This is a genomic window from Pseudomonas sp. COW5, from assembly GCF_026240005.1.
Taxonomy (GTDB): Bacteria; Pseudomonadota; Gammaproteobacteria; order Pseudomonadales; family Pseudomonadaceae; genus Aquipseudomonas; species Aquipseudomonas kribbensis.
This window is the reverse complement of record NZ_JAPHVP010000001.1, coordinates 2,291,975-2,311,573: the sequence shown is the minus strand read 5'-3', so window position 1 is coordinate 2,311,573 and position 19,599 is coordinate 2,291,975. Positions and strand designations below refer to the sequence as shown.

Annotated in this window: 19 protein-coding genes; 13 read left to right on the top strand and 6 right to left on the bottom strand. The window is 60.2% G+C overall.

Annotated elements, in window-relative coordinates:
• Nucleotides 1-65 precede the first annotated feature (65 nt).
• The 7 genes from dprA (at nt 66) to OQ248_RS10410 (ending at nt 7,124) form a co-directional block, all read left to right on the top strand.
• Complete coding sequence (dprA, locus tag OQ248_RS10440) at nt 66-1,166, top strand: DNA-processing protein DprA (RefSeq protein WP_265812789.1); 1,101 nt, start codon at nt 66-68, stop codon at nt 1,164-1,166.
• A gap of 54 nt (nt 1,167-1,220) precedes the next feature.
• Nucleotides 1,221-1,778, top strand: a complete 558-nt coding sequence (locus OQ248_RS10435; RefSeq protein ID WP_265812788.1) for an L-threonylcarbamoyladenylate synthase — start codon at nt 1,221-1,223, stop codon at nt 1,776-1,778.
• A gap of 272 nt (nt 1,779-2,050) precedes the next feature.
• Nucleotides 2,051-2,722: a hypothetical protein gene (locus tag OQ248_RS10430; protein WP_265812787.1), complete on the top strand. Its 672-nt coding sequence runs from the start codon at nt 2,051-2,053 to the stop codon at nt 2,720-2,722.
• Nucleotides 2,700-3,434, top strand: coding sequence for an iron-containing redox enzyme family protein (locus tag OQ248_RS10425; RefSeq protein ID WP_265812786.1), 735 nt, complete (start codon nt 2,700-2,702; stop codon nt 3,432-3,434). Before OQ248_RS10430 ends, OQ248_RS10425 begins: the two co-directional genes overlap by 23 nt.
• Nucleotides 3,435-3,476: 42 nt before the next feature.
• A complete protein-coding gene (locus OQ248_RS10420) occupies nt 3,477-4,571 on the top strand; it encodes a DUF3419 family protein (protein WP_265812785.1) in 1,095 nt (364 codons plus the stop codon).
• Complete coding sequence (locus tag OQ248_RS10415; RefSeq protein WP_265812784.1) at nt 4,568-5,836, top strand: aminotransferase class I/II-fold pyridoxal phosphate-dependent enzyme; 1,269 nt, start codon at nt 4,568-4,570, stop codon at nt 5,834-5,836. The genes OQ248_RS10420 and OQ248_RS10415 overlap by 4 nt, the downstream gene beginning before the upstream one ends.
• Nucleotides 5,826-7,124 carry an AMP-binding protein gene (locus tag OQ248_RS10410; protein ID WP_265812783.1) on the top strand — a complete coding sequence of 433 codons (1,299 nt, stop codon included), beginning with the start codon at nt 5,826-5,828 and terminating at the stop codon, nt 7,122-7,124. Before OQ248_RS10415 ends, OQ248_RS10410 begins: the two co-directional genes overlap by 11 nt.
• A gap of 23 nt (nt 7,125-7,147) precedes the next feature.
• On the opposite strand, the gene OQ248_RS10405 is transcribed toward OQ248_RS10410, so the two are convergent.
• Nucleotides 7,148-8,125: an NADPH:quinone reductase gene (locus OQ248_RS10405; protein WP_265812782.1), complete on the bottom strand. Its 978-nt coding sequence runs from the start codon at nt 8,123-8,125 to the stop codon at nt 7,148-7,150.
• A 152-nt stretch (nt 8,126-8,277) separates the two neighbouring features.
• Here OQ248_RS10405 and hemF point away from each other — a divergent pair, with 152 nt between their 5' ends.
• Both hemF and aroE read left to right on the top strand, forming a co-directional pair.
• On the top strand, nt 8,278-9,192 hold the full coding sequence (gene hemF, locus OQ248_RS10400; protein WP_265812781.1) for an oxygen-dependent coproporphyrinogen oxidase: 915 nt from the start codon (nt 8,278-8,280) through the stop codon (nt 9,190-9,192).
• A gap of 9 nt (nt 9,193-9,201) precedes the next feature.
• A complete protein-coding gene (gene aroE, locus OQ248_RS10395; protein ID WP_265812780.1) occupies nt 9,202-10,023 on the top strand; it encodes a shikimate dehydrogenase in 822 nt (273 codons plus the stop codon).
• Nucleotides 10,024-10,128: 105 nt separating this feature from the next.
• On the opposite strand, the gene OQ248_RS10390 is transcribed toward aroE, so the two are convergent.
• From OQ248_RS10390 to betC, 3 genes are all read right to left on the bottom strand, one after another.
• Complete coding sequence (locus OQ248_RS10390; RefSeq protein WP_265812779.1) at nt 10,129-11,697, bottom strand: SulP family inorganic anion transporter; 1,569 nt, start codon at nt 11,695-11,697, stop codon at nt 10,129-10,131.
• 267 nt (nt 11,698-11,964) lie between these two features.
• Nucleotides 11,965-12,882 (bottom strand): choline ABC transporter substrate-binding protein, encoded by a 918-nt coding sequence (choX, locus tag OQ248_RS10385; protein ID WP_248740301.1) that lies wholly within the window; start codon nt 12,880-12,882, stop codon nt 11,965-11,967.
• Between the two features lie 16 nt (nt 12,883-12,898).
• Nucleotides 12,899-14,413, bottom strand: a complete 1,515-nt coding sequence (gene betC / locus OQ248_RS10380) for a choline-sulfatase (RefSeq protein ID WP_265812778.1) — start codon at nt 14,411-14,413, stop codon at nt 12,899-12,901.
• A gap of 114 nt (nt 14,414-14,527) precedes the next feature.
• Between betC and OQ248_RS10375 the strand changes: the two genes are divergently transcribed.
• Nucleotides 14,528-15,478: a LysR family transcriptional regulator gene (locus OQ248_RS10375; RefSeq protein WP_265812777.1), complete on the top strand. Its 951-nt coding sequence runs from the start codon at nt 14,528-14,530 to the stop codon at nt 15,476-15,478.
• Here OQ248_RS10375 and OQ248_RS10370 read toward each other — a convergent pair whose 3' ends face one another.
• Nucleotides 15,479-16,144, bottom strand: coding sequence for an NAD(P)H-binding protein (locus OQ248_RS10370; RefSeq protein WP_265812776.1), 666 nt, complete (start codon nt 16,142-16,144; stop codon nt 15,479-15,481).
• An 84-nt stretch (nt 16,145-16,228) separates the two neighbouring features.
• Between OQ248_RS10370 and OQ248_RS10365 the strand changes: the two genes are divergently transcribed.
• Nucleotides 16,229-16,555 (top strand): DOPA 4,5-dioxygenase family protein, encoded by a 327-nt coding sequence (locus OQ248_RS10365; protein ID WP_114880871.1) that lies wholly within the window; start codon nt 16,229-16,231, stop codon nt 16,553-16,555.
• Nucleotide 16,556: 1 nt separating this feature from the next.
• Here OQ248_RS10365 and OQ248_RS10360 read toward each other — a convergent pair whose 3' ends face one another.
• Entirely contained in the window at nt 16,557-16,958 is a 402-nt protein-coding gene (locus OQ248_RS10360; protein ID WP_265812775.1) for a GFA family protein, read from the bottom strand.
• 324 nt (nt 16,959-17,282) lie between these two features.
• Here OQ248_RS10360 and OQ248_RS10355 point away from each other — a divergent pair, with 324 nt between their 5' ends.
• The gene (locus OQ248_RS10355) at nt 17,283-18,590 is read left to right on the top strand and encodes a CitMHS family transporter (protein ID WP_119429908.1); all 1,308 of its coding nucleotides are present in this window, start codon (nt 17,283-17,285) and stop codon (nt 18,588-18,590) included.
• A 70-nt stretch (nt 18,591-18,660) separates the two neighbouring features.
• Nucleotides 18,661-19,428, top strand: a complete 768-nt coding sequence (locus OQ248_RS10350; RefSeq protein ID WP_114880872.1) for a TerC family protein — start codon at nt 18,661-18,663, stop codon at nt 19,426-19,428.
• Nucleotides 19,429-19,599 lie beyond the last annotated feature (171 nt).

The window sequence follows — 19,599 nt, the reverse complement described above, 5'->3', positions numbered from 1 at the left end:
TACCAACAGAGTTATCCACAGCTTGTTCCGAAAGGTTCAGGGCTTATAACGATCAAGGATGATCCATGATGATGCCTGTCTGTACGCCGGTTTCCCCAGCGGAACTGGAAGCGCGTTTGCGCTTGCACCGCTTGCCGGAAATCGGCCCGAAACGTTTTGCCCGATTGCTCGAAGCGTTCGGCTCCGCCTCCAAAGCCATCAGTGCGCCGGCCAGTGCCTGGCGTTCGCTGGGTTTGCCGGTGGCAAGTGCCGAAGCCCGTCGTTGTCCTGAAGTACGCGACGGCGCGAGCCGCGCATTGGCCTGGCTAGAGCGCCCGGGCCAGCATTTGCTGATGTGGGACCAGCCGGACTACCCGGCCTTGCTGGCGCAGATTACCGACCCGCCACCGCTGCTGTTTGTCGCCGGAGACCCGCTGATCCTGGAAAAACCGCAACTGGCGATGGTCGGCAGTCGCCGCGCTTCGCGCCCGGGCATGGACACCGCCACAGCGTTTGCCCGCAGCCTGGCCGGGGCCGGTTTTGTCATTACCAGTGGCCTGGCGCTGGGCATCGATGCCGCCGTGCATCAAGCCGCGCTCGACGTCGGCGGGCAAACCGTGGGTGTACTGGGGACTGGTCTGGAAAAATTTTATCCACAGCGCAACCGGCGGCTGGCGGACACGATGATTGCCTCGGGCAGTGCGGTGATTTCGGAGTTTCCACTGGACGCCGGACCGACCGCGAGCAACTTCCCCAGACGTAACCGGATCATCAGCGGTTTGTCCCTCGGCGTACTGGTGGTCGAGGCCAGCGTGGCCAGCGGTTCGTTGATCACCGCTCGATTGGCGGCGGAGCAGGGGCGCGAGGTGTACGCGATTCCGGGCTCGATCCACCACCCCGGCGCGCGCGGTTGTCATCAACTGATCCGCGATGGCGCGGTGCTGGTGGAAACCATCGAACATATTCTGGAAGCCTTGCGCGGCTGGCAGCACGTGTCGGTGTCCGCAATCGCACCGAGTACCGAAAACCCGTTGTTGCGGCTGTTGCACGCCGCACCCCATACCAGCGAAGGTTTGGCCGACAGCAGTGGCTGGGCGTTGCCCAAAGTACTGGCGACATTGACCGAACTGGAGATGGAGGGCCGCGCCGTATGCGAAAACGGTCGCTGGTTTGCGCGGGTAAGCTAGGTTTTACATTGAAGATCGGTAAACTGCGCGAAACCTGTTTGCGGAGAGTTTTTCATGGTTAACAGTTGGCGTGTGCAACAAGCCGCACGAGAGATTCGCGCCGGGGCGGTGATTGCCTATCCAACCGAAGCCGTCTGGGGGCTGGGGTGCGATCCATGGAATGAAGAAGCGGTCGATCGCCTGTTGGCGATCAAGAACCGTTCGGTGGACAAGGGGTTGATCCTGGTCGCCGACAACATTCGTCAGTTCGATTTCCTGTTCGAGGATTTCCCTCAGGACTGGATCGACCGCATGGCCAGTACCTGGCCGGGGCCGAACACCTGGCTGGTGCCGCACCAGAACCTGTTGCCGGAGTGGGTGACCGGGGTGCATGACACCGTGGCGCTGCGGGTCAGCGATCATCCGCAGGTGCGGGACTTGTGCTCGCTGGTGGGGCCGTTGATCTCGACCTCGGCCAACCCGCAAGGCCGGCCGGCGGCGAAGACTCGCTTGCGGGTCGAGCAGTATTTCCGTGGTCAGGTCGATCTGGTGTTGGGCGGAATGCTCGGCGGACGCAAGAACCCGAGCCTGATCCGCGATCTGGCGACCGGCAAGATTGTGCGCCCGGCCTGATATTACCCTTGGTTAATTCTATGAGTACTCCTCGGCTTTTATAGCGAGGAGTACTACGCATGCCTGCGATTTTTCCTTCATGTAACTAAACATACTGACCGGTTTTTCGGTTTGATTTTTTCCTTTCTATGTCAGATGAATCGGTAAGTATTCATTTGTTGTAATTTTTCCGACGTTATTCTCAGAAGCCGCACAGTGGCGGTTTTTCTAAAAACATTCATTATTTCAATGCGCTCAGAAAACTTCGAAAAGTTAACGGCTGCGGAGAAGAAATGGATATCAGGTATTTGCAATTAACGGACTGTCTGCAGGCATTACAGGCGACCTTGAAAAGTCGTTATGAAAGTTATCGTATCGTTATTCTTGAGGCAGGCTCGGATACGCGAGAGTTTGAACAGTTTGTTGTTCGTCATTTTCGACTGCGATTGCAGCACTACATGTTGACGCCCAAAGCCAGACTGTTTGAAACACGCCTGGCAATTGCCTCGCGCAGTACCCACTTTTTGCTGTATCTGCACGACAGACCCATGGCTGTATTGAGAGTCACGCCTGCGCCGTTCGAATGGGCATCACTGACGCAGCAGCATGTTTCTCCCACGGCGGCGCTATCGCGCCATGTCGAGTTCAGCCGCTTGATCAGCCACTCGCAAAATCAGTTCCCGATGTTGGTCAACGGCCTGCTGGCGGCTGCCACGGAATGGGCGATCAGGCACGGTCATGAAGGCGTCACCGCCCTCTGCCGATCACCGCAACGGCGATTCTTCCAGCGTTTTGGCCTCACACCGATCACGACCGACGCTCTACACATCGAACACCGCAAACGCGGTGATTACTGGCTGCTTTCAGCTCAATGGCAGCAGATTTTCGCCGCGCTTCAACAACCCACGCACCTGCTCGCCAACCCATCGGAGAAACATGTTGATGAATGCGCCCCTCAGTTTTAACCAACAGTTGAGCCTGCTCGATGAGCGAATAGAAAAGTCATGGGCCGATATTCTGGAGAATTCGCGGCTGGTTAAAGCCATTCGCGAAGGTGAAGTTTCCAGAGCGTTATATGCGATCTACATGATCGAAACCTTTCACTACACGGCACACAATGCGCGAAATCAAGGATTGGTGGGTGTGCGACATGCAGATAATCCGGTGTATGCAAAGTTCTGTTTTGAACATGCGGCACAGGAAGTCGGTCATGAAAAGATGGCATTGCACGATGTCATGAGCCTTGGTCTGAAGCATGAAGTGTTCGATATTCCATCTGCACTTCCAGAGACTGAAGTGTTGATTGCCTATTTATACTGGATTTCCTTTACCGGTAATCCGCTGCAGCGGCTTGGTTATAGTTATTGGGCAGAAAATGCCTACCAGTTCATTACGCCACTTATAAACCGTCTGAGTGAAACGCTGGAGCTGAAACCGGCTCAGCTGACGTTCTTCGTTGCACATTCCGACATCGATATCGAGCACTTCAACGAAATCAAACTCATGCTGCAGCGTACCTGCAAGCGTCAGGACGATTGGGATGCCGTTGCCACCGTCATGGAAACCAGCCTGCGCCTGACCGGCAACATGCTTGAGGCCGTTTATGAGCAATACGAGGCCTGGCAAAACGGGCTGGCGCCCCGCTATGACTTTCTCCACGCCCTGGACAACCAATGAAGACTTCACGCCCATGTTCATATCAGGAGGCTGGAGGCGGATATGGCTGACTATTTCGACCAGCTGAACTACACGCTGGGGGATGAAGACACCGCGCTTGAGTACGCGATCCTGCCCAGGCATGCCCGACACGTGTTGGGAATTGCCGGATGCGGCGGGCGCCTGTTGCCGCTGCTGGCCGCAAACCCGTTACGCATGACCTGTAGCGACATCAGTGCGCCGCAACTGGCGTTCACCCGGTTGCGTCTGGCGTTGCTGGAACAGACCGATCACGAGTCGTTCATGGAGTTCATGGGCTATCGGATGGAAAGTCTCAGAGCACGGCGCCGATCCATTTTTCAGCAATTGATTTTGCCGCCCGCGGATCGTCGCTGGTTGTTCGGGTTATTCCAGTCCAGGCAATGGGACGCGCCGATTTATATGGGCGCATTCGAGCAGACTCTGAAGCGGCTGGCGAAGATCACCGGACTGTTTACCGGCAAGGCGGGCCGGGGCATTTTTCAGTACGGCTGCCTTGAAGAACAAACGGAATATTACCGAAAGCGCTTTCCACTCAAGCGCTGGAAGGCCGTGATCGCTTTGCTGGGCAACGCAGCAGTGCTCAATTCGCTGTTGTACAAAGGCTCGTTTCCACCCAACAACCTTGGTATCAGTTCTCGCGCGGCCTACCTGGAAATTTTCCACACGCTGTTCACCTCTCACGTGGTCCGCGAGAGCTTTTTCCTGCAAATGCTGTTTTTCGGTGAGCTGCGCTATCCGCAAGGCTTTCCGCTGGAGTGCGATCCGGCAATTTTCCAGCGTGCCCGTGAGGGGCTTCAGCAGTGCGATTTACGCGTTGTGCAGGCTGACATCTTCGATTGTGTTGGCGGGGAAACAGGCATCGATTTCGTATCTCTGTCGGACGTGCCTTCCTTCATGCCCGAAACGGCTGGTGCCCATGTTCTCCAGAGCCTGGCCCCGGCGCTGGCAGAAAACGCGCGGGTGGTCATGCGTGGTCATTTGCATGTGGTTCAACCCGATTGTGCAGGTTTCTGCGATATCACCCATCAGTACCAGGCAGAGATCGCACAAGAAAAAACCCAGCTCTGGCGTGTGCAGGTCTATCGCCGGACAGCCGCTATGCAGGTATCCCGATGAACACCATTCAACCGAGCGTCAATTGGGTCAAAAACCGTGTCCGGCAATCTCGTGATGATCAGCAGCAATTATTCGATGCCGGGCTGAACGGTCTGAAACTGGTCAAGCGTGAAGGTAAGGAGATCGAACTCGACAGCGGCGAACGGCTGACGGAGTTTCTCTCATGTTCTTACCTGGGGCTGGAGTGTGATCCACGCTTGATTCACGGAGCCGTGAGCGCCGCCGAAGCCTTCGGTGTGCAGTTTGCTGCCGCGCGAACCCGAGTCCTGTTGCCTCCCATGCGTGAGCTGGATGAACAACTGAGCCGGATATTTCAGGGACATGCGGTTACCTTCAACTCTGTAGGCAGTGCGCATCTTGGCTGCCTGCCGCTGCTCGGTTCCGGCGAGATGCCCTCGTATCCCATGCGCCGTGGCCCCTGCTGGATTGTTGACCGTGCGGCGCATGCTTCGATGCAGGTGCTGCAAGGCATTCTCTGGCAGTTCGGTCCGGTACAGCGCTGCGATTGCAGTGATGTGGAGCAAGTGGAGAAGGCGTGTCTGGCGGCGGTTGCAGCGGGTAACACGCCCATCATCCTGACCGACAGCATTGGCTCGATGCGCGGTGTGTATCCGGTCAACCGCCTGCTGCAACTGGCGGAGCGTTTTGACGGTTATCTCTATGCGGATGATGCCCACGGCACTTCGATCCACGGAGTGGCAGGGGGTGGGTATGCATTGGCCGCTGCGGAAGAACGGCTGCGCGGTCGGCTGATCCTTCTGTCGTCGCTGTCCAAGGCATTCGGTGCAACCGGTGGCGCGATCACCGTGCGTACGGCGGCGGATGCCGAGCTGATACGCAGCCACGCCTCGACCTATACGTTTGGCGGCCCCCTTTCCATGGCTGGAGTGGGCGCGGCGGTCGTCTCCGGGAATATCCACCTGTCGCCGGAGCTGGGTCGATTGCAGTCTGACCTGTGGCGAAATATCGCCGTGATCGACGGTTTGCTTGGGCCGGTGCTGGGCAATCATCAGGTCGAGTCCCCCATTCGTTTTGTCCGCGTCGGAGCCGAGAGAGATGCGATCTGTCTGGCGCAGCATTTGCGTCGGCGGGGCATGGCGGTCACTACCGCACTGTTTCCGGTAGTGGCCAAGGGCGAGGCGATTTTGCGTCTGGCCATCAGCGCGAGCCACAGTCAGCGCCAGTTGGAATCTCTGGCGAGTGCCGTCCGTAGCGGATTCGACGAGTTGGGCATTCGTCAGGGAGGATGGGGCAATGAGCAATGATCCACTGATGGATTTATCAGCCGAGGCGCTTGCACAAAAATTGGCTCACGCGCGCGCTTTGCCGTGGTTCCGCGCGCTGTATCCCCGGATCCTGGAGGTGCAGACATTGGCTGATCTGCATCGACTGCCGGTTCTGGCAGTGGAAGACGAGTCAGGCGGTGGGCTGTTTTCCGCGCTCGGCGATGCGTCACACCGAGCACCCGGTGGCGGACTGACCCTGACCTCGGGAGGGAGCACCGGCCATCGCAAACAGATCACCCATTCCTGGGCGTTCAACGCCGCGATCGTGCCTCTGGGGGCACGGATGTTTGATGTGACGGACGAGCATCCGGAGGTGGTCATCAACTGCCTGACGGCCGGTGAAATGCAGGGTGCGTTTCATTACGCGACAGCCATCGTCCAGCACATTGGCGCACGCTTGTTGCCCGCCGGCTCACAGATGGGTGTTCAGCGCATTGCCGAGCTGATTCAGTCGCACGCGGCCGATGCGCTGATGTGCACCCCTTCTTTCGCCGCTGCGTTGTTCAATCATGAAAACGTTGGTTCAGAACAGTTGGGCAGTCTGAGGTGGCTTTACTACATTGGAGAACCCTGCAGTAAAACGCTGCGCAACCAATTGGCCCGAGACTGGCCGAAGCTGAAAATTCGCTCGTTGGGCTACAGCTCGACGGAAACGGGTCCCATCGGCTTTCAGTGTGCACACCTTGAACACGGTTTTTATCATTTGCATGCCGACGCGATGCTGGTCGAAGTGGTTGATCCCCTGACCCTTCTGGCCGTGGCAGAAGAGAAGACAGGCGAGTTTCTGCTGACGCCCCTGCTGCCCGATCATGCGCCGCTGTTTCGCTACAGGATCGGGGATCGCGGGCGAATCCTGCGCACGGTGACGAATTGTGCCTGTGGCAGCTCCATGCCGGTTCTGGCCCTTGAGGGACGGGTCGAAACATCGATCAAACTGGGTGGGGCGATCATCACTCGGTCACAGGTGTTGCACGTACTTCGGCAGCTCTTGCCTGAATTGGACACTGCAGATGTCCAGGTGCAGATCGATCGACAGCCCGGTGGAGCGCACATGCGTCTGGCTATCGCCGAGGACAAGCTGACTGCTGTCGCGCATACCTTCATCGAAGGTGCGTTGCAGGTTGAAGGGCAAACGAGCGCATTGCTCAGTCTGCCCGGCGTATTGGGGCTGGAGGTGAGGCGTCTTGCCCGTCAGGGATTTGAAACGACCTTGACCGGCAAGACACCGTTTTTTGCCGAGTTGCCACAGACTCCGACCAAGTCATGACGATTGGCCGGAGAGATCTGCCGTCAGGGCAGCAGAACGGTGGAGCCGGTGGTGCGTCGCGCCGACAATTCAGTCTGCGCCTTCGCCGCATCAGCCAGTGCGTAACGCTGGCTGATATCCACTTTCAGCTTGCCGCTGGTGATCATCCCGAACAGCTCATCCGCCATGCGTTGCAGGTTTTCGGCATTGTTGGCGTAGGTCGCCAAAGTTGGCCGGGTCACGTACAGCGAACCTTTCGCCGCCAGAATCCCCAGGTTCACCCCGTCCACCGCGCCCGAGGCATTGCCGAAGCTCACCAGCAGACCGCGAGGCGCCACGCTGTCCAGCGAGGCCGGCCAGGTGTCTTTGCCGACGCCGTCGTACACCACCGGGACCTTTTTCCCGTCGGTCAATTCCAGCACCCGCTGGGCGACGTTTTCGTGGCTGTAATCGATGGTTTCCCAGGCGCCGTGGGCCTTGGCCAGTTCGGCTTTCGCTGGCGAGCTGACGGTGCCGATCAGCTTCACTCCCAGCGCTCTCGCCCATTGGCAGGCCAGCAAACCGACGCCGCCGGCCGCCGCGTGGAACAGAATGGTTTCGCCGCCCTTGAGTTCATAGGTCTGGCGCAGCAGGTACTGCACGGTCAGGCCCTTGAGCATCACGCCGGCGGCGGTTTCGAAGCTGATGGCATCCGGCAGGTGCACCAGATTCGCCTCCGGCAGAACATGCACGTCGCTGTACGCGCCCAGCGGGCCGCTGCCATAGGCCACGCGGTCGCCGACCTTGAACCGGGTGACGGCGCTGCCCACCGCCTCGACGATGCCCGCGCCTTCCGCCCCCACACCCGACGGCAATGCCGGTGGCGCGTAGAGACCGCTGCGGTAGTAGGTGTCGATGAAGTTCAGGCCGATGGCCTTGTTGCTCACGCGAACCTGCTGCGGGCCGGGCTCGGCGGGCTGGTAGTCAACGTATTCGAGCACTTCGGGGCCGCCATGGGCGCGGAACTGGATTCGCTTGGCCATCTGCCTACTCCTTGGGACGATTCGGAAGGCCCCTATCGAACTCTCCTGCTTGATCTTCGTCAACTGCGGCGTGCCGGCTTGCGATGGTATGCTACGCGCCCATTTGCGCCGCCCCCTCGCTCACGGGGCGATGCCCGATCCAAGGTGATGCCATGACGACCCGCACCGACGCCGTAAAGGCCTATCTGCTCGACCTGCAAGACCGCATCTGCGCGGCGCTGGAATCCGAAGACGGCGGCACGCGCTTCGTCGAAGACGCCTGGACCCGCGCGGCCGGCGGTGGCGGTCGCACCCGGGTGATCGAGAACGGCGCGGTGATCGAAAAGGGCGGCGTGAACTTTTCCCACGTCTTCGGCAGTGGCCTGCCACCGTCCGCCAGCGCTCATCGGCCGGAGCTGGCCGGGCGTGGTTTCGAAGCCCTCGGCGTGTCGCTGGTGATTCACCCGCACAACCCGCATGTGCCGACGTCCCACGCCAACGTGCGCTTTTTCATCGCCGAAAAGGAAGGTGAAGAGCCGGTCTGGTGGTTCGGTGGTGGCTTCGACCTGACGCCGTACTACGGCAACGAAGAAGACTGCATCCACTGGCACCGCATCGCCGAGCAGGCCTGCGCGCCGTTCGGCCCGGACGTCTATCCGCGCTACAAGGCCTGGTGCGACACCTATTTCCACATCAAGCATCGCCACGAACCACGGGGCATCGGCGGTCTGTTCTTCGATGACCTGAACGAGTGGGACTTCGACACCAGCTTCGCCTTCATGCGCGCCATCGGCGATGCGTACATCGACGCCTACCTGCCGATCGTGCAACGCCGCAAGAACGACGCGTTTACCGCCAGGCAGCGCGAGTTCCAGGAGTTCCGTCGCGGCCGCTATGTCGAGTTCAACCTGGTCTACGACCGTGGCACCCTGTTCGGCCTGCAGTCGGGCGGTCGCACTGAGTCGATCCTGATGTCGCTGCCGCCGCAAGTGCGCTGGGCCTACGACTGGAAAGCCGAACCGGGCAGCGAAGAGGCGCGCCTGACCGACTACTTCCTGCAAGATCGCGACTGGCTGGCCCAGGCCTGAGGATTTCTGATGGATCGTTACGTCGTTTTCGGTAACCCGATCGGCCACAGCAAATCGCCGATGATTCACAAGCTGTTCGCCGAACAGACCGGGCAGAGCCTCGACTACAGCACCCTGCTGGCGCCGCTCGACGATTTTTCCGGCTGCGCCACGGCGTTTTTCCAGGAAGGTCGCGGTGCCAACGTGACTGTACCGTTCAAGGAAGACGCCTACCGCCTGGCCAACAGCCTGACCGACCGTGCCCAACGCGCGGGCGCGGTGAACACCCTGAGCAAGCTCGCCGACGGCAGCCTGCTCGGTGATAACACCGACGGCGCCGGGCTGGTGCGCGATCTGACGGTCAACGCCGGGTTCAGCCTGACCGGCAAACGCATTCTGCTGCTCGGCGCCGGTGGCGCGGTGCGCGGTGCGCTGGAACCCTTGCTGGCAGAGAAACCGGCGTCGGTGATCATCGCCAACCGCACGGTGGACAAGGCTGAGTTGCTGGCCGAACTGTTCTGCGACCTCGGGCCGGTGTCGGCCAGCGGTTACGACTGGCTGCGCGAGCCGGTGGACGTGATCATCAACGCCACCTCCGCCAGCCTCACCGGCGACGTGCCGCCGATTGCAGAAAGCCTGATCGAACCGGGCAAGACCCTGTGCTACGACATGATGTATGGCAAGGAGCCGACCGCGTTCTGCCGCTGGGCCAGTGAGCATGGCGCGGGCGTGGTGATGGATGGCTTGGGCATGCTGGCAGAACAGGCGGCGGAAGCCTTCTTCCTGTGGCGCGGCGTACGTCCTGACACCGCGCCCGTTCTGGCGGAATTGCGTCGGCAGTTGGCGGAATAATACCTGTGTGAGCGAGCTTGCTCGCGATGACGTCGCCAGATCCAGAATCAATCTGACAGACAGACCGCCATCGCGAGCAAGCTCGCTCCCACAATGGGTTCTTCTTCAATCTTCAAAGCGGATCGGGCATTTTTCCGGCCCTTCGAGTTTGCGCAACTCCTCCACCACCTGTGGTCGCGCCTGACGCAAGGTCAGGCTGCGATCCTGGCGCAGCAGGCGCCGGGCTTCCTGATGCAGCATTTCCACGCCGGAATAGTCGATGAAGTTGATCTGCTGCGCCTCGATCACCACCCGCGCGCCGTGCATCCGTTGCAGGCGCACTTGCAGGTAGTGGCTGGCGCCGAAGAAGATCGACCCGCCGACCCGCAGCACATCGTCCTCGCCGTCGCGCCAATGCTGTACTCGTGGCTGCGAAGTGCGCTTGAGGTAGAAAAACAGCGACGCCAGCACCCCGGCGTAAATCGCTGTCTGCAATTCCAGTAGCAACGTGGCAACGCAGGTCAGGCCCATCACCACAAATTCTGCCCGGCTGACCCGCAGCAACGCACGAATGCCGCGATGATCCACCAGTCCCCAGGCGATCAACAGAATGCTGCCGGCCATGGCCGGAATCGGAATGTGGGAAATCAACCCGGCGCCGAAAATCGCGAACAGCGCCACCCACAACGCCGAAAACACCCCGGCCAGCGGCGAACAGGCCCCGGCCTCATAGCTCAACCCGGAGCGGGTGAACGAACCGGCGGACAACGATCCCGAAAAGAACGCCCCGACAATGTTCGAAAGACCCTGCGCGCGGACCTCCTGATTGGCATCGAGCAGCTGTTGCGAGCGCGCGGCAATCGAGCGGGCAATTGACAGGCTGGTGACCAGCCCGAGCATACCCACCGCCACGGCACTGGGTAGCAGGCGCAGGACCAGATCCATGTCCAGCGGCAACCCGCTGAACGGCGGCAAGCGCCCGACAAAAGCACTGACCAGGTGAACATGGCCAAACATCGCCGGCCACAGCCACACCACCAGGCTGCCGAGCACCAGAGTCATCAACAACGTCGGCCAGCGTGGCAGCAGTTGTTTGAGCAATACGCCAACCAGCACCGTAGCGACGCCAAGGACGAGCGAGGGTTTATCCACAGCCCCGAGATGGCGCAGCAAGTCCATCAGGCTGGCCAGTGCCGTGGCCTTGGCCGGCAGATCCAGCCCCAGCAGGTTCGGCAATTGACCGATGGCAATGACCACCGCTGCACCGAGGGTGAACCCCAGCACCACCGAGTGCGAGACGAAATTCACCAGCGCGCCGAAGCGCAACAGGCCAAGCAGCCACTGGAAAATCCCCGCCAGGAACGTCAGCAGCAGAATCAGGGTGATGTAGTCCTGTGATGCAGGCACGGCCAGTGGGCTGACACTGGCGTAAAGGACAATCGAAATGGCAGCGGTCGGGCCGCAGATCAGGTGCCAGGATGATCCCCACAGGCAGGCGATCAGCACCGGGATGATCGCTGCATAGAGACCGTATTCGGGTGGGAGCCCGGCGATCAGGGCGTAGGCAATCGACTGCGGCAACGCGAGAATCGCGCCGCTGAGGCCGACGACCAGGTCCCGCCCGACGCTGGCGCGGGTCTGCCGGGGCAGCCAGGTCAGGAAGGGGAACAGTGAGCGGCGGCTGGGGAAGGCCATGGGTCCTCTCGGTTTGGGATTGGTGGTGCGTGAAGGGTATCAGGGTGTCAGTCAGAAAAAGCCCCTCACCCTAACCCTCTCCCAGAGGGAGAGGGGACTGACCGAGGTGGATGTACGGGATACACCGACCTGAAAGTCTTCAGTCGAACTCAGGTTTTGAAACCAAAGACGGTCTGCTCCCTTTCCCCCTCGCCCCCCTTGGGGGGAGAGGGTTGGGGTGAGGGGGGAAAAGATCTAAAGCGAACTCAGACCTTCAGCACACCGCGATCAAAGCTTGGCTTTTACGGCCGGCAATGCATCCTTCCCATCCACCGTCTTCACCCCATCAAGCCACTTATCCAGCACCGCCGGGTTGGCCTTGATCCACGCCTTCACCGCATCCGCATTGCTGACCTTCTTGTTCACCACCTCGGCCATGATGCTGTTCTCCATCTCCTGAGTGAACGAAAGATTGGTCAGCAATTTACCCACATTCGGACAAGCCTCGGCGTAGCCCTTGCGGGTCAGGGTGTAGACGCTGCCCGTGTCGCCAAAGTACTTCTCGCCACCCTTGAGGTAATGCATTTTCAGTTGCACGTTCATCGGGTGCGGGGTCCAGCCGAGGAAGGTGACGAATTTCTGTTTCTTCACCGCCCGCGAGACCTCGGCAAGCATCGCCTGTTCGCTGGACTCGATCAGCTTCCACTGGCCCATGTCGAAGTCGTTCTTCTTGATGATCTCTTGCAGCGAGATGTTCGCCGGCGCGCCGGAGCCGATGCCGTAGATCTTGCGGTCGAACTTGTCGGCGAATTTGTTCAGGTCGGAAAAGTTATGCACACCCGCGTCCCACACGTAGTCCGGCACGGCCAGGGTGAATTCGGTGCCGTCGAGGTTCTTCGCCAGTTGCGTGACGTCGCCGGTGGCCACGAACTTGTCGTAGAAGCCCTGCTGCGCCGGCATCCAGTTGCCGAGGAACACGTCGACCTGGCCATCCTTCAAGCCGCCGAAGGTAATCGGCACCGCGAGGGTGTCGACCTTGGCCTTGTAGCCCATGCCGTCCAGCAGAAACCCGGTGATGGCGTTGGTCGCGGCGATGTCGCTCCAGCCGGGATCGGCCATTTTCACCGTGTCGCAGCTCTCGGCGAACGCGGACGCGCTGCCCAGTGCCAGCAGGCTGACCGTCACGACTGTGGATAACTTGACCATGGACTTCCCCTTAACGTTATTGGTTTTGGCAGGGTTGTGGATAACGGGCTTTGCGCTCCAGGTCATCGAGGTCGATGTGGTTGCGCATGTACTGCTGACTGGCGTCCACCAGCGGCTGGTGATCCCAGCTCTTCAGCTTGCCGATGGTCAGCGCCTCGGCAACGAAGCGCCGGCGCCGCTGGCTTTCGAGCACCTCGCGGTGAATCGCCGGAATGTCCCATTTGGCCCGTGCTTCGGCGAGAAAATCGTCGAACAGTTGGCGATGTTGCGGTGACTGGCTGAGTTCTTCCTGCTCCCGTGGATCGTTATCCACATCGAAGAGTAGGCAAGGGTCGGTTTCGCTGTAGATAAATTTGTAGGCGCCACGCCGGATCATCATCAACGGGCTGACGGTGCCTTCGGCCATGTATTCGCCGAACACTTCGTCGTGACCGCCCTGCCCTTGCAGGTGCGATACCAGCGAGCGGCCGTCCAGCGGCAGGTCCGGTTCCAGGCTGCCGCCGGCCAGTTCGACGAAGGTCGGCAGCAAGTCGGCGGTGGACACAGCAGCGCTGACGCGGCCGGATTTGAACTGCCCCGGCGCACTTATCAACAGGGGCACCCGCGAGGCCATCTCGAACCAGTGCATTTTGTACCAGAGGCCTTTTTCCCCAAGCATGTCGCCGTGGTCACCGGAGAACACGATGATGGTGTCATCGATGAGCCCGGTATCTTCGAGGGTTTGCAGGAGTTTACCGACGTTGGCGTCGATATAGCTGCACGCACCGAAATAGGCCCGGCGAGCATCGCGGATTTTATCCACAGGCAATGGCTTGTCCCACAGGTCGTAGACCTTGAGCAAACGCTGGGAATGCGGATCGAGTGAATGCTGATCCGGCGTTGTGGGAAGCGGGATATCCGCATCGTCGTACAAACCCCAGAAGGCCTTGGGAATTGTGTACGGATCGTGTGGGTGAGTCATCGACACCGTCAGGCAAAACGGCTGGTCGCCGTCCTCGCGAATGTGATCGAACAGGTATTGCTGCGCCTTGAACACCACCTCTTCGTCGAAGTCGAGCTGGTTGGTGCGCACGCACGGCCCGGCCTGCAACACCGAAGACATGTTGTGATACCAGCTCGGCCGAACATCCGGCTCGTCCCAGTTCACCGCCCAGCCGTAGTCGGCCGGGTAGATGTCGCTGGTCAGGCGTTCTTCGTAACCGTGCAGTTGATCCGGCCCGCAGAAGTGCATCTTGCCCGACAGCGCGGTGCGGTAACCGAGGCGGCGCAAGTAATGGGCGTAGGTCGGAATGTCGGCGGGGAAATCGGCGGCGTTGTCGTAGGCGCCGATCTTGCTCGGCAATTGGCCACTGACCAGGGTAAATCGCGACGGCGCGCACAGCGGGCTGTTGCAATACGCGGCGTCAAACACCACGCCCTGTTCGGCGAGGCGGCTGAGATTCGGCAGTTTGATCGGCGACGGGCCGTAGAACGGCAACATTGGCGCGGCCATTTGATCGGCCATGATGAAGAGAATGTTCTTGCGCTTCATGTGATCGCGGCATTCCATAGTAAATATTTATGCGACATTGCTGCGATCGAGCATGGATTCCACGCAATCTCCGGTAAAGCCCGCACCGGACAATGACTAGGATAAGCACAGCTTATGTATGAAGCCCTCGGTGATTTATCGCTGGACCTGCTGCGCGCCTTCGAGGCGGCAGCCCGTCATCGCAGTTTTACTGCTGCTGCGGTGGAACTCGGCACCACTCAACCGGCCATCAGTCAGCAAATCAAAAGGCTGGAGGAGCAGCTCGGAACACGGCTGTTCGACCGGATCTACCGAGGCATCGAAATGACCGAGGTCGGCTCGATCCTTTTCGAGCAAGTCACCCTCGGTTTGCAGAATATCGACGCAGGATTGAGCGCGATCAGCGCACAACAGCAGCATGAGGTGCTGCAGGTTGCTACCGATTTCGCCTTCGCCGCGTACTGGCTGATGCCGCGACTGCATCGTTTTCACGAAGCCAATCCGCAGGTCGATGTCAGCCTGGTCACCAGCGAGCGCAATCACAACATGCTGCGGCCGGATATCGACGTTGCCGTGCTGTTCGGCGACGGTCGCTTCAAACAGGGCGAAAGTCACTGGCTGTTCAGCGAAGAAGTGTTTCCGGTGTGCAGCCCGCAATTGCTCAAGGATCGCGCCCGGCCCTTGCCGCCCCAGGCGCTGCTGGAGTTTCCGCTGCTGCACTTGCGCGGCGAGAACAGCAGCAACTGGTTCGACTGGAGCGGTCTGTTCCGCGAACTCGGTATCAACACACCGCCGGCGCCGGGCCAACTGCGTTTCGACAACTACACCTTGCTGATTCAAGCGGCGATTGGCGGTCAGGGTGTGGCCATCGGCTGGCGGCACCTTGTGGATAACTTGCTGGCCCAGGGTTTGTTGTGTCGGCCGATTGCCGAAACCACCCTTTCCCGCCTCGGCTATTACGTGGTGCTGCCGCAGCGCAAACGGCGTGGGGCGTTGATCCAGCAATTCGTCGATTGGTTGATGGCCGAACAGGCCAGCAGCGCGCAGTCGCTGACGGGAATGGAATTGCCTTCGATCGCGGTGTGATCAGCCTTCCGACGCCGCGACAAAACTCACGTGTTCGCCCACATGCAGATTCAACTGCAGCTCATCGGCCATGCCGATGGCCACCCGGTTCAGGCGCTCCAGCGGTTCGGCCAGGCCCGGCTCAAGGCTGCTGCTGACCTGGCTGAAATGCTCGATGGTCAGTCCCGCTACTCCACGGGGCGCGTCGACCAGCGTCCAGTGCAACGGGCTGCCTTGCAGGGCTTCGCGGATTTCCTCGGCGGCGTGGCGTTGCAGGCGATCATCCAGATCCGGCTCGTCGAGCAGCGCGAAATCCCCCACGACAAACAGTCGCGACACATTGGCCGCTTGCAGGCCTTCGATCAGCGCATCGACCGCCAGCACCTGTTCCACCGGCCCGAGCACCACGGAATTTTCCACATGCTCGCTGCTGAACGGCAGGCCCGGCGCATCGAGCAGGCAGATCACCGCCGAACTGCCGGCCACACTCTGGTTGACTCGTTCGGCATCAAACAGATCGCCGCTCTTGGTACGCAGGCCCGGGCGCGGCGCCAGTGCGGTCAGGTCGTCGAGGATGGCGATGACTTCGTGCTGGCGCCGCAGCAGTTCAGCCATCAACGCACTGCCCAGGCTACTCATGGCACCATAGAGCACCACTTTCACCACCGGGGTTTCGGCATTTTTCATGGCTGAGGTCCCTTTTGTTTTCCCTTGTATGGCGTGTGACATACGGCCAGCGCCGAGGGTTCGAACCGATTCAGAGGGTTTGCGATGCAGACGATCAAGGGTTATCACGCCCACGTTTATTACGACGCCAGCACCATCGAACAGGCGCGGGCGCTGTGTGAGCAGGCCGCGCAATTATTCCCGTTGAAGATGGGCCGCGTGCACGAACGCCCGGTCGGCCCGCATCCGGACTGGAGCTGCCAACTGGCCTTCGGCCCCGAACTGATCGGCGACGTGCTGCCGTGGCTGGCGCTCAATCGCAAGGGACTGGTGGTGTTCCTGCACCCGGACACCGGTGATGACTTGCTTGACCACACCGAGCACGCTATCTGGATGGGCGCGATGCGGCCGCTGGATCTGTCTGTTTTTTAACCTAAAGAGTCTCTTCAGGTTCACCCGGCAGATGTTCATCCAGATGCAGCCACGGCAACTGGCTGTCAGTCCAGATGTGCCGCTCGGCGGCGGCTTGTTCCGGGTGATCCAGCGTGGCGATGGTCAGATCGATGCTCTTGGGGCTGAGCAACGTCACCAGCGCCAATTGTGCGCCGCAGTTCGGACAGAAGAACCGTGCGCAACTGGCCGACGAGTCATAGCGCGAAGGTGTTCCGGCCAACCATTGGAAATTCGCCGCCGGCAGCGTGATCCAGGTGGTGACGATGCCACCGCTGACCTTTCGACAGATCGAACAATGACAGTGGGCAATGTCGCGCAACGCTCCGCTGAACTGATAGCGGATATGTCCGCAATGGCAGCCGCCGCTGTGCAATTCACTCATCGTCCCGCCCTCCCGTTCCCGTGTTTATTGACTCTAGCCGCATCCGACGGTCGGTTGGCCGTTCGCATCGAAGCTTTCACCTGCGAAAGCTGGCTGAAAGGTTGCCCCATTAGGATCGCCGCCACTACCGGCAACAGACCGGTTGGCCAGCGCGTGTGATTGCTCCCGCGTCAGGCCCAATTAACAACAACAATGGTGATTCTGATGTCCTCTGTAGCCCGCCTCCTCGCTCCAACTCCGCCCGTACGTCTCGTGCTTCCCGTTCTGCGCTGATCCCGCCCGATCCGCTCACTTACCTAGCCGCGCTACGCCTGGAGTATTCCCATGCTGACTTTCCTTGGCTTCGCCATGGTCATCACGTTCATGTTCCTGATCATGACCAAGCGCCTGTCTGCGCTGATCGCTCTGATCATCATCCCGATCCTGTTCGCCCTGTTCGGTGGCTTCGCGCCGAAGATCGGCCCGATGATGCTCGAAGGTATTACCAAGCTTGCGCCGACCGGCGTGATGCTGATGTTCGCCATTCTGTACTTCGCCCTGATGATCGACTCCGGCCTGTTCGACCCGGCCGTGCGCAAGATCCTCAAACTGGTCAAGGGCGACCCGTTGAAAGTTTCGGTCGGCACCGCCGTACTGGCGCTCGTCGTTTCCCTCGATGGTGACGGCGCGACCACTTACATGATCTGCGTGGCCGCCATGCTGCCGCTGTACAGCCGCATCGGCATGAGCCCGCGGATCATGGCCGGCCTGATCATCCTCGCCGGCGGCGTGATGAACATGACCCCGTGGGGCGGCCCGACCGCCCGTGCCGCCAGTGCGCTGCACGTGGACCCGTCGGACATTTTCGTGCCGATGATCCCGGCCATGGGCGCCGGTGTAATCGCGATCCTGATCATTGCCTACTTCTACGGCAAACGTGAACGTGCGCGTCTGGGCGAGCTGCACCTGATCGGCGACGAAATCGATCACAGCGAAATCAGCGTCTCGCAATTCCCGGATGCCCGTCGTCCGAAGCTGATCTGGTTCAACGGCCTGCTGACCCTGGCGCTGATGTGCACCCTGATTGCCGGCCTGCTGCCGCTGCCGGTGCTGTTCATGGTGGCGTTCAGTATTGCAATGATCGTCAACTACCCTTGCCTGCAACAGCAGAAGGATCGCGTCGCGGCTCACGCCGGCAGCGTGCTGTCGGTGGTCAGTCTGATCTTCGCGGCGGGCATCTTCACCGGTATCCTGTCGGGCACCGGCATGGTCGATGCCATGTCGAAAAGCCTGCTGGCGGTGATCCCTGATTTCCTCGGCCCGTACCTGGCGGTGATTACCGCGCTGGTGAGCATGCCGTTCACGTTCTTCATGTCGAACGACGCGTTCTACTACGGTGTGCTGCCGGTGCTGTCGGAAGCGGCCAGCCATTACGGCATCACCGCCGTGGAAATGGCCCGTGCCTCGATTGTCGGTCAGCCGGTTCACCTGCTGAGCCCGCTGGTGCCGTCGACCTACCTGCTGGTCGCACTGGCCGGGATCGAGTTCGGCGATCACCAGCGTTTCACCCTGAAGTGGGCAGTGCTGGTCTGCCTGTGCATACTGGCCGCAGCCTTGCTGTTGGGGACTTTCCCGCTGTTCAGCACTTTGTAACGGCATCAACTCACCAGAACGCCAGCTGCTTGCTGGCGTCCTGGTTTAACACACGCTCAAAGGAATACACATGGAATGGCTGACCAACCCTGAGATCTGGGTTGCCTTCTTCACCCTGACCGCCCTGGAAATCGTCCTGGGCATCGATAACATCATCATGATTTCGATCCTGGTCAGCCGCATGCCCAAACACATGCAGCAGCGCACCCGGATCTTCGGTCTTGGCCTGGCCATGATCACGCGGATCCTGTTGCTGCTGTCGATCACCTGGGTCATGCGCCTCACCGCCGACCTGTTCGTGGTGTTCGGCCAGGGTATTTCCGGGCGTGACCTGATCCTGTTCTTCGGTGGCCTGTTCCTGCTGTGGAAAAGCTCCCAGGAGATGTACCACGCGCTGGAAGGTGAAGACGAAAGCGACGAGACGCCCGGCGGCAAGGGCGGCAACTTCCTCTACACCATCATCCAGATCGCGATCATCGACATCGTGTTCTCGCTGGACTCGGTCATCACCGCCGTCGGCATGGTCTCCCATGTGCCAGTGATGGTGGCGGCGATCATCGTCGCGGTACTGGTGATGATGGCGGCCTCGGGCAAGATCAGCGAGTTCATCGACAAGCACCCGTCGCTGAAAATGCTCGCGCTGTCGTTCCTGCTGGTGGTCGGCACCGTGCTGATCGCCGAAGCGTTCGACGTACACGTACCGAAAGGCTACGTCTACTTCGCCATGGGCTTCTCGCTGGCGGTTGAGGCCATCAACATCAAGCTGCGCACCGCGATGGCGAAAAAGAAGAAACAGCAGGATCCGGTGAAACTGCGCAAGGATGTTCCGGGTCAGTAACCGGAACGCTGCGCTGATGATCAAAGGGCCTTCGGGCCCTTTTTTCATGGCTGCATGAACCTGTTTTCATGACGCTTTTGTTTCAATCCCCGCTTTAGCTGTGCAATGCTGGCGCCCGGACCGTTAGCCAACTACAGCTTAAGAACAACACGTAGAAACCGCGCGGTATCG

Bases quoted from the DNA above. Each gene is read 5' to 3' on its own strand.
- OQ248_RS10355 (WP_119429908.1), top strand. From the start codon at position 17,283: ATGCTGACTTTCCTTGGCTTCGCCATGGTCATCACGTTCATGTTCCTG.
- betC (WP_265812778.1), bottom strand. From the start codon at position 14,413: ATGAAGCGCAAGAACATTCTCTTCATCATGGCCGATCAAATGGCCGCG.
- choX (WP_248740301.1), bottom strand. From the start codon at position 12,882: ATGGTCAAGTTATCCACAGTCGTGACGGTCAGCCTGCTGGCACTGGGC.
- OQ248_RS10360 (WP_265812775.1), bottom strand. From the start codon at position 16,958: ATGAGTGAATTGCACAGCGGCGGCTGCCATTGCGGACATATCCGCTAT.
- OQ248_RS10425 (WP_265812786.1), top strand. From the start codon at position 2,700: ATGAATGCGCCCCTCAGTTTTAACCAACAGTTGAGCCTGCTCGATGAG.
- OQ248_RS10375 (WP_265812777.1), top strand. From the start codon at position 14,528: ATGTATGAAGCCCTCGGTGATTTATCGCTGGACCTGCTGCGCGCCTTC.
- OQ248_RS10435 (WP_265812788.1), top strand. From the start codon at position 1,221: ATGGTTAACAGTTGGCGTGTGCAACAAGCCGCACGAGAGATTCGCGCC.
- OQ248_RS10415 (WP_265812784.1), top strand. From the start codon at position 4,568: ATGAACACCATTCAACCGAGCGTCAATTGGGTCAAAAACCGTGTCCGG.
- OQ248_RS10410 (WP_265812783.1), top strand. From the start codon at position 5,826: ATGAGCAATGATCCACTGATGGATTTATCAGCCGAGGCGCTTGCACAA.
- OQ248_RS10405 (WP_265812782.1), bottom strand. From the start codon at position 8,125: ATGGCCAAGCGAATCCAGTTCCGCGCCCATGGCGGCCCCGAAGTGCTC.
- OQ248_RS10430 (WP_265812787.1), top strand. From the start codon at position 2,051: ATGGATATCAGGTATTTGCAATTAACGGACTGTCTGCAGGCATTACAG.
- OQ248_RS10370 (WP_265812776.1), bottom strand. From the start codon at position 16,144: ATGAAAAATGCCGAAACCCCGGTGGTGAAAGTGGTGCTCTATGGTGCC.
- OQ248_RS10420 (WP_265812785.1), top strand. From the start codon at position 3,477: ATGGCTGACTATTTCGACCAGCTGAACTACACGCTGGGGGATGAAGAC.
- aroE (WP_265812780.1), top strand. From the start codon at position 9,202: ATGGATCGTTACGTCGTTTTCGGTAACCCGATCGGCCACAGCAAATCG.
- OQ248_RS10350 (WP_114880872.1), top strand. From the start codon at position 18,661: ATGGAATGGCTGACCAACCCTGAGATCTGGGTTGCCTTCTTCACCCTG.
- OQ248_RS10365 (WP_114880871.1), top strand. From the start codon at position 16,229: ATGCAGACGATCAAGGGTTATCACGCCCACGTTTATTACGACGCCAGC.
- OQ248_RS10390 (WP_265812779.1), bottom strand. From the start codon at position 11,697: ATGGCCTTCCCCAGCCGCCGCTCACTGTTCCCCTTCCTGACCTGGCTG.
- dprA (WP_265812789.1), top strand. From the start codon at position 66: ATGATGATGCCTGTCTGTACGCCGGTTTCCCCAGCGGAACTGGAAGCG.
- hemF (WP_265812781.1), top strand. From the start codon at position 8,278: ATGACGACCCGCACCGACGCCGTAAAGGCCTATCTGCTCGACCTGCAA.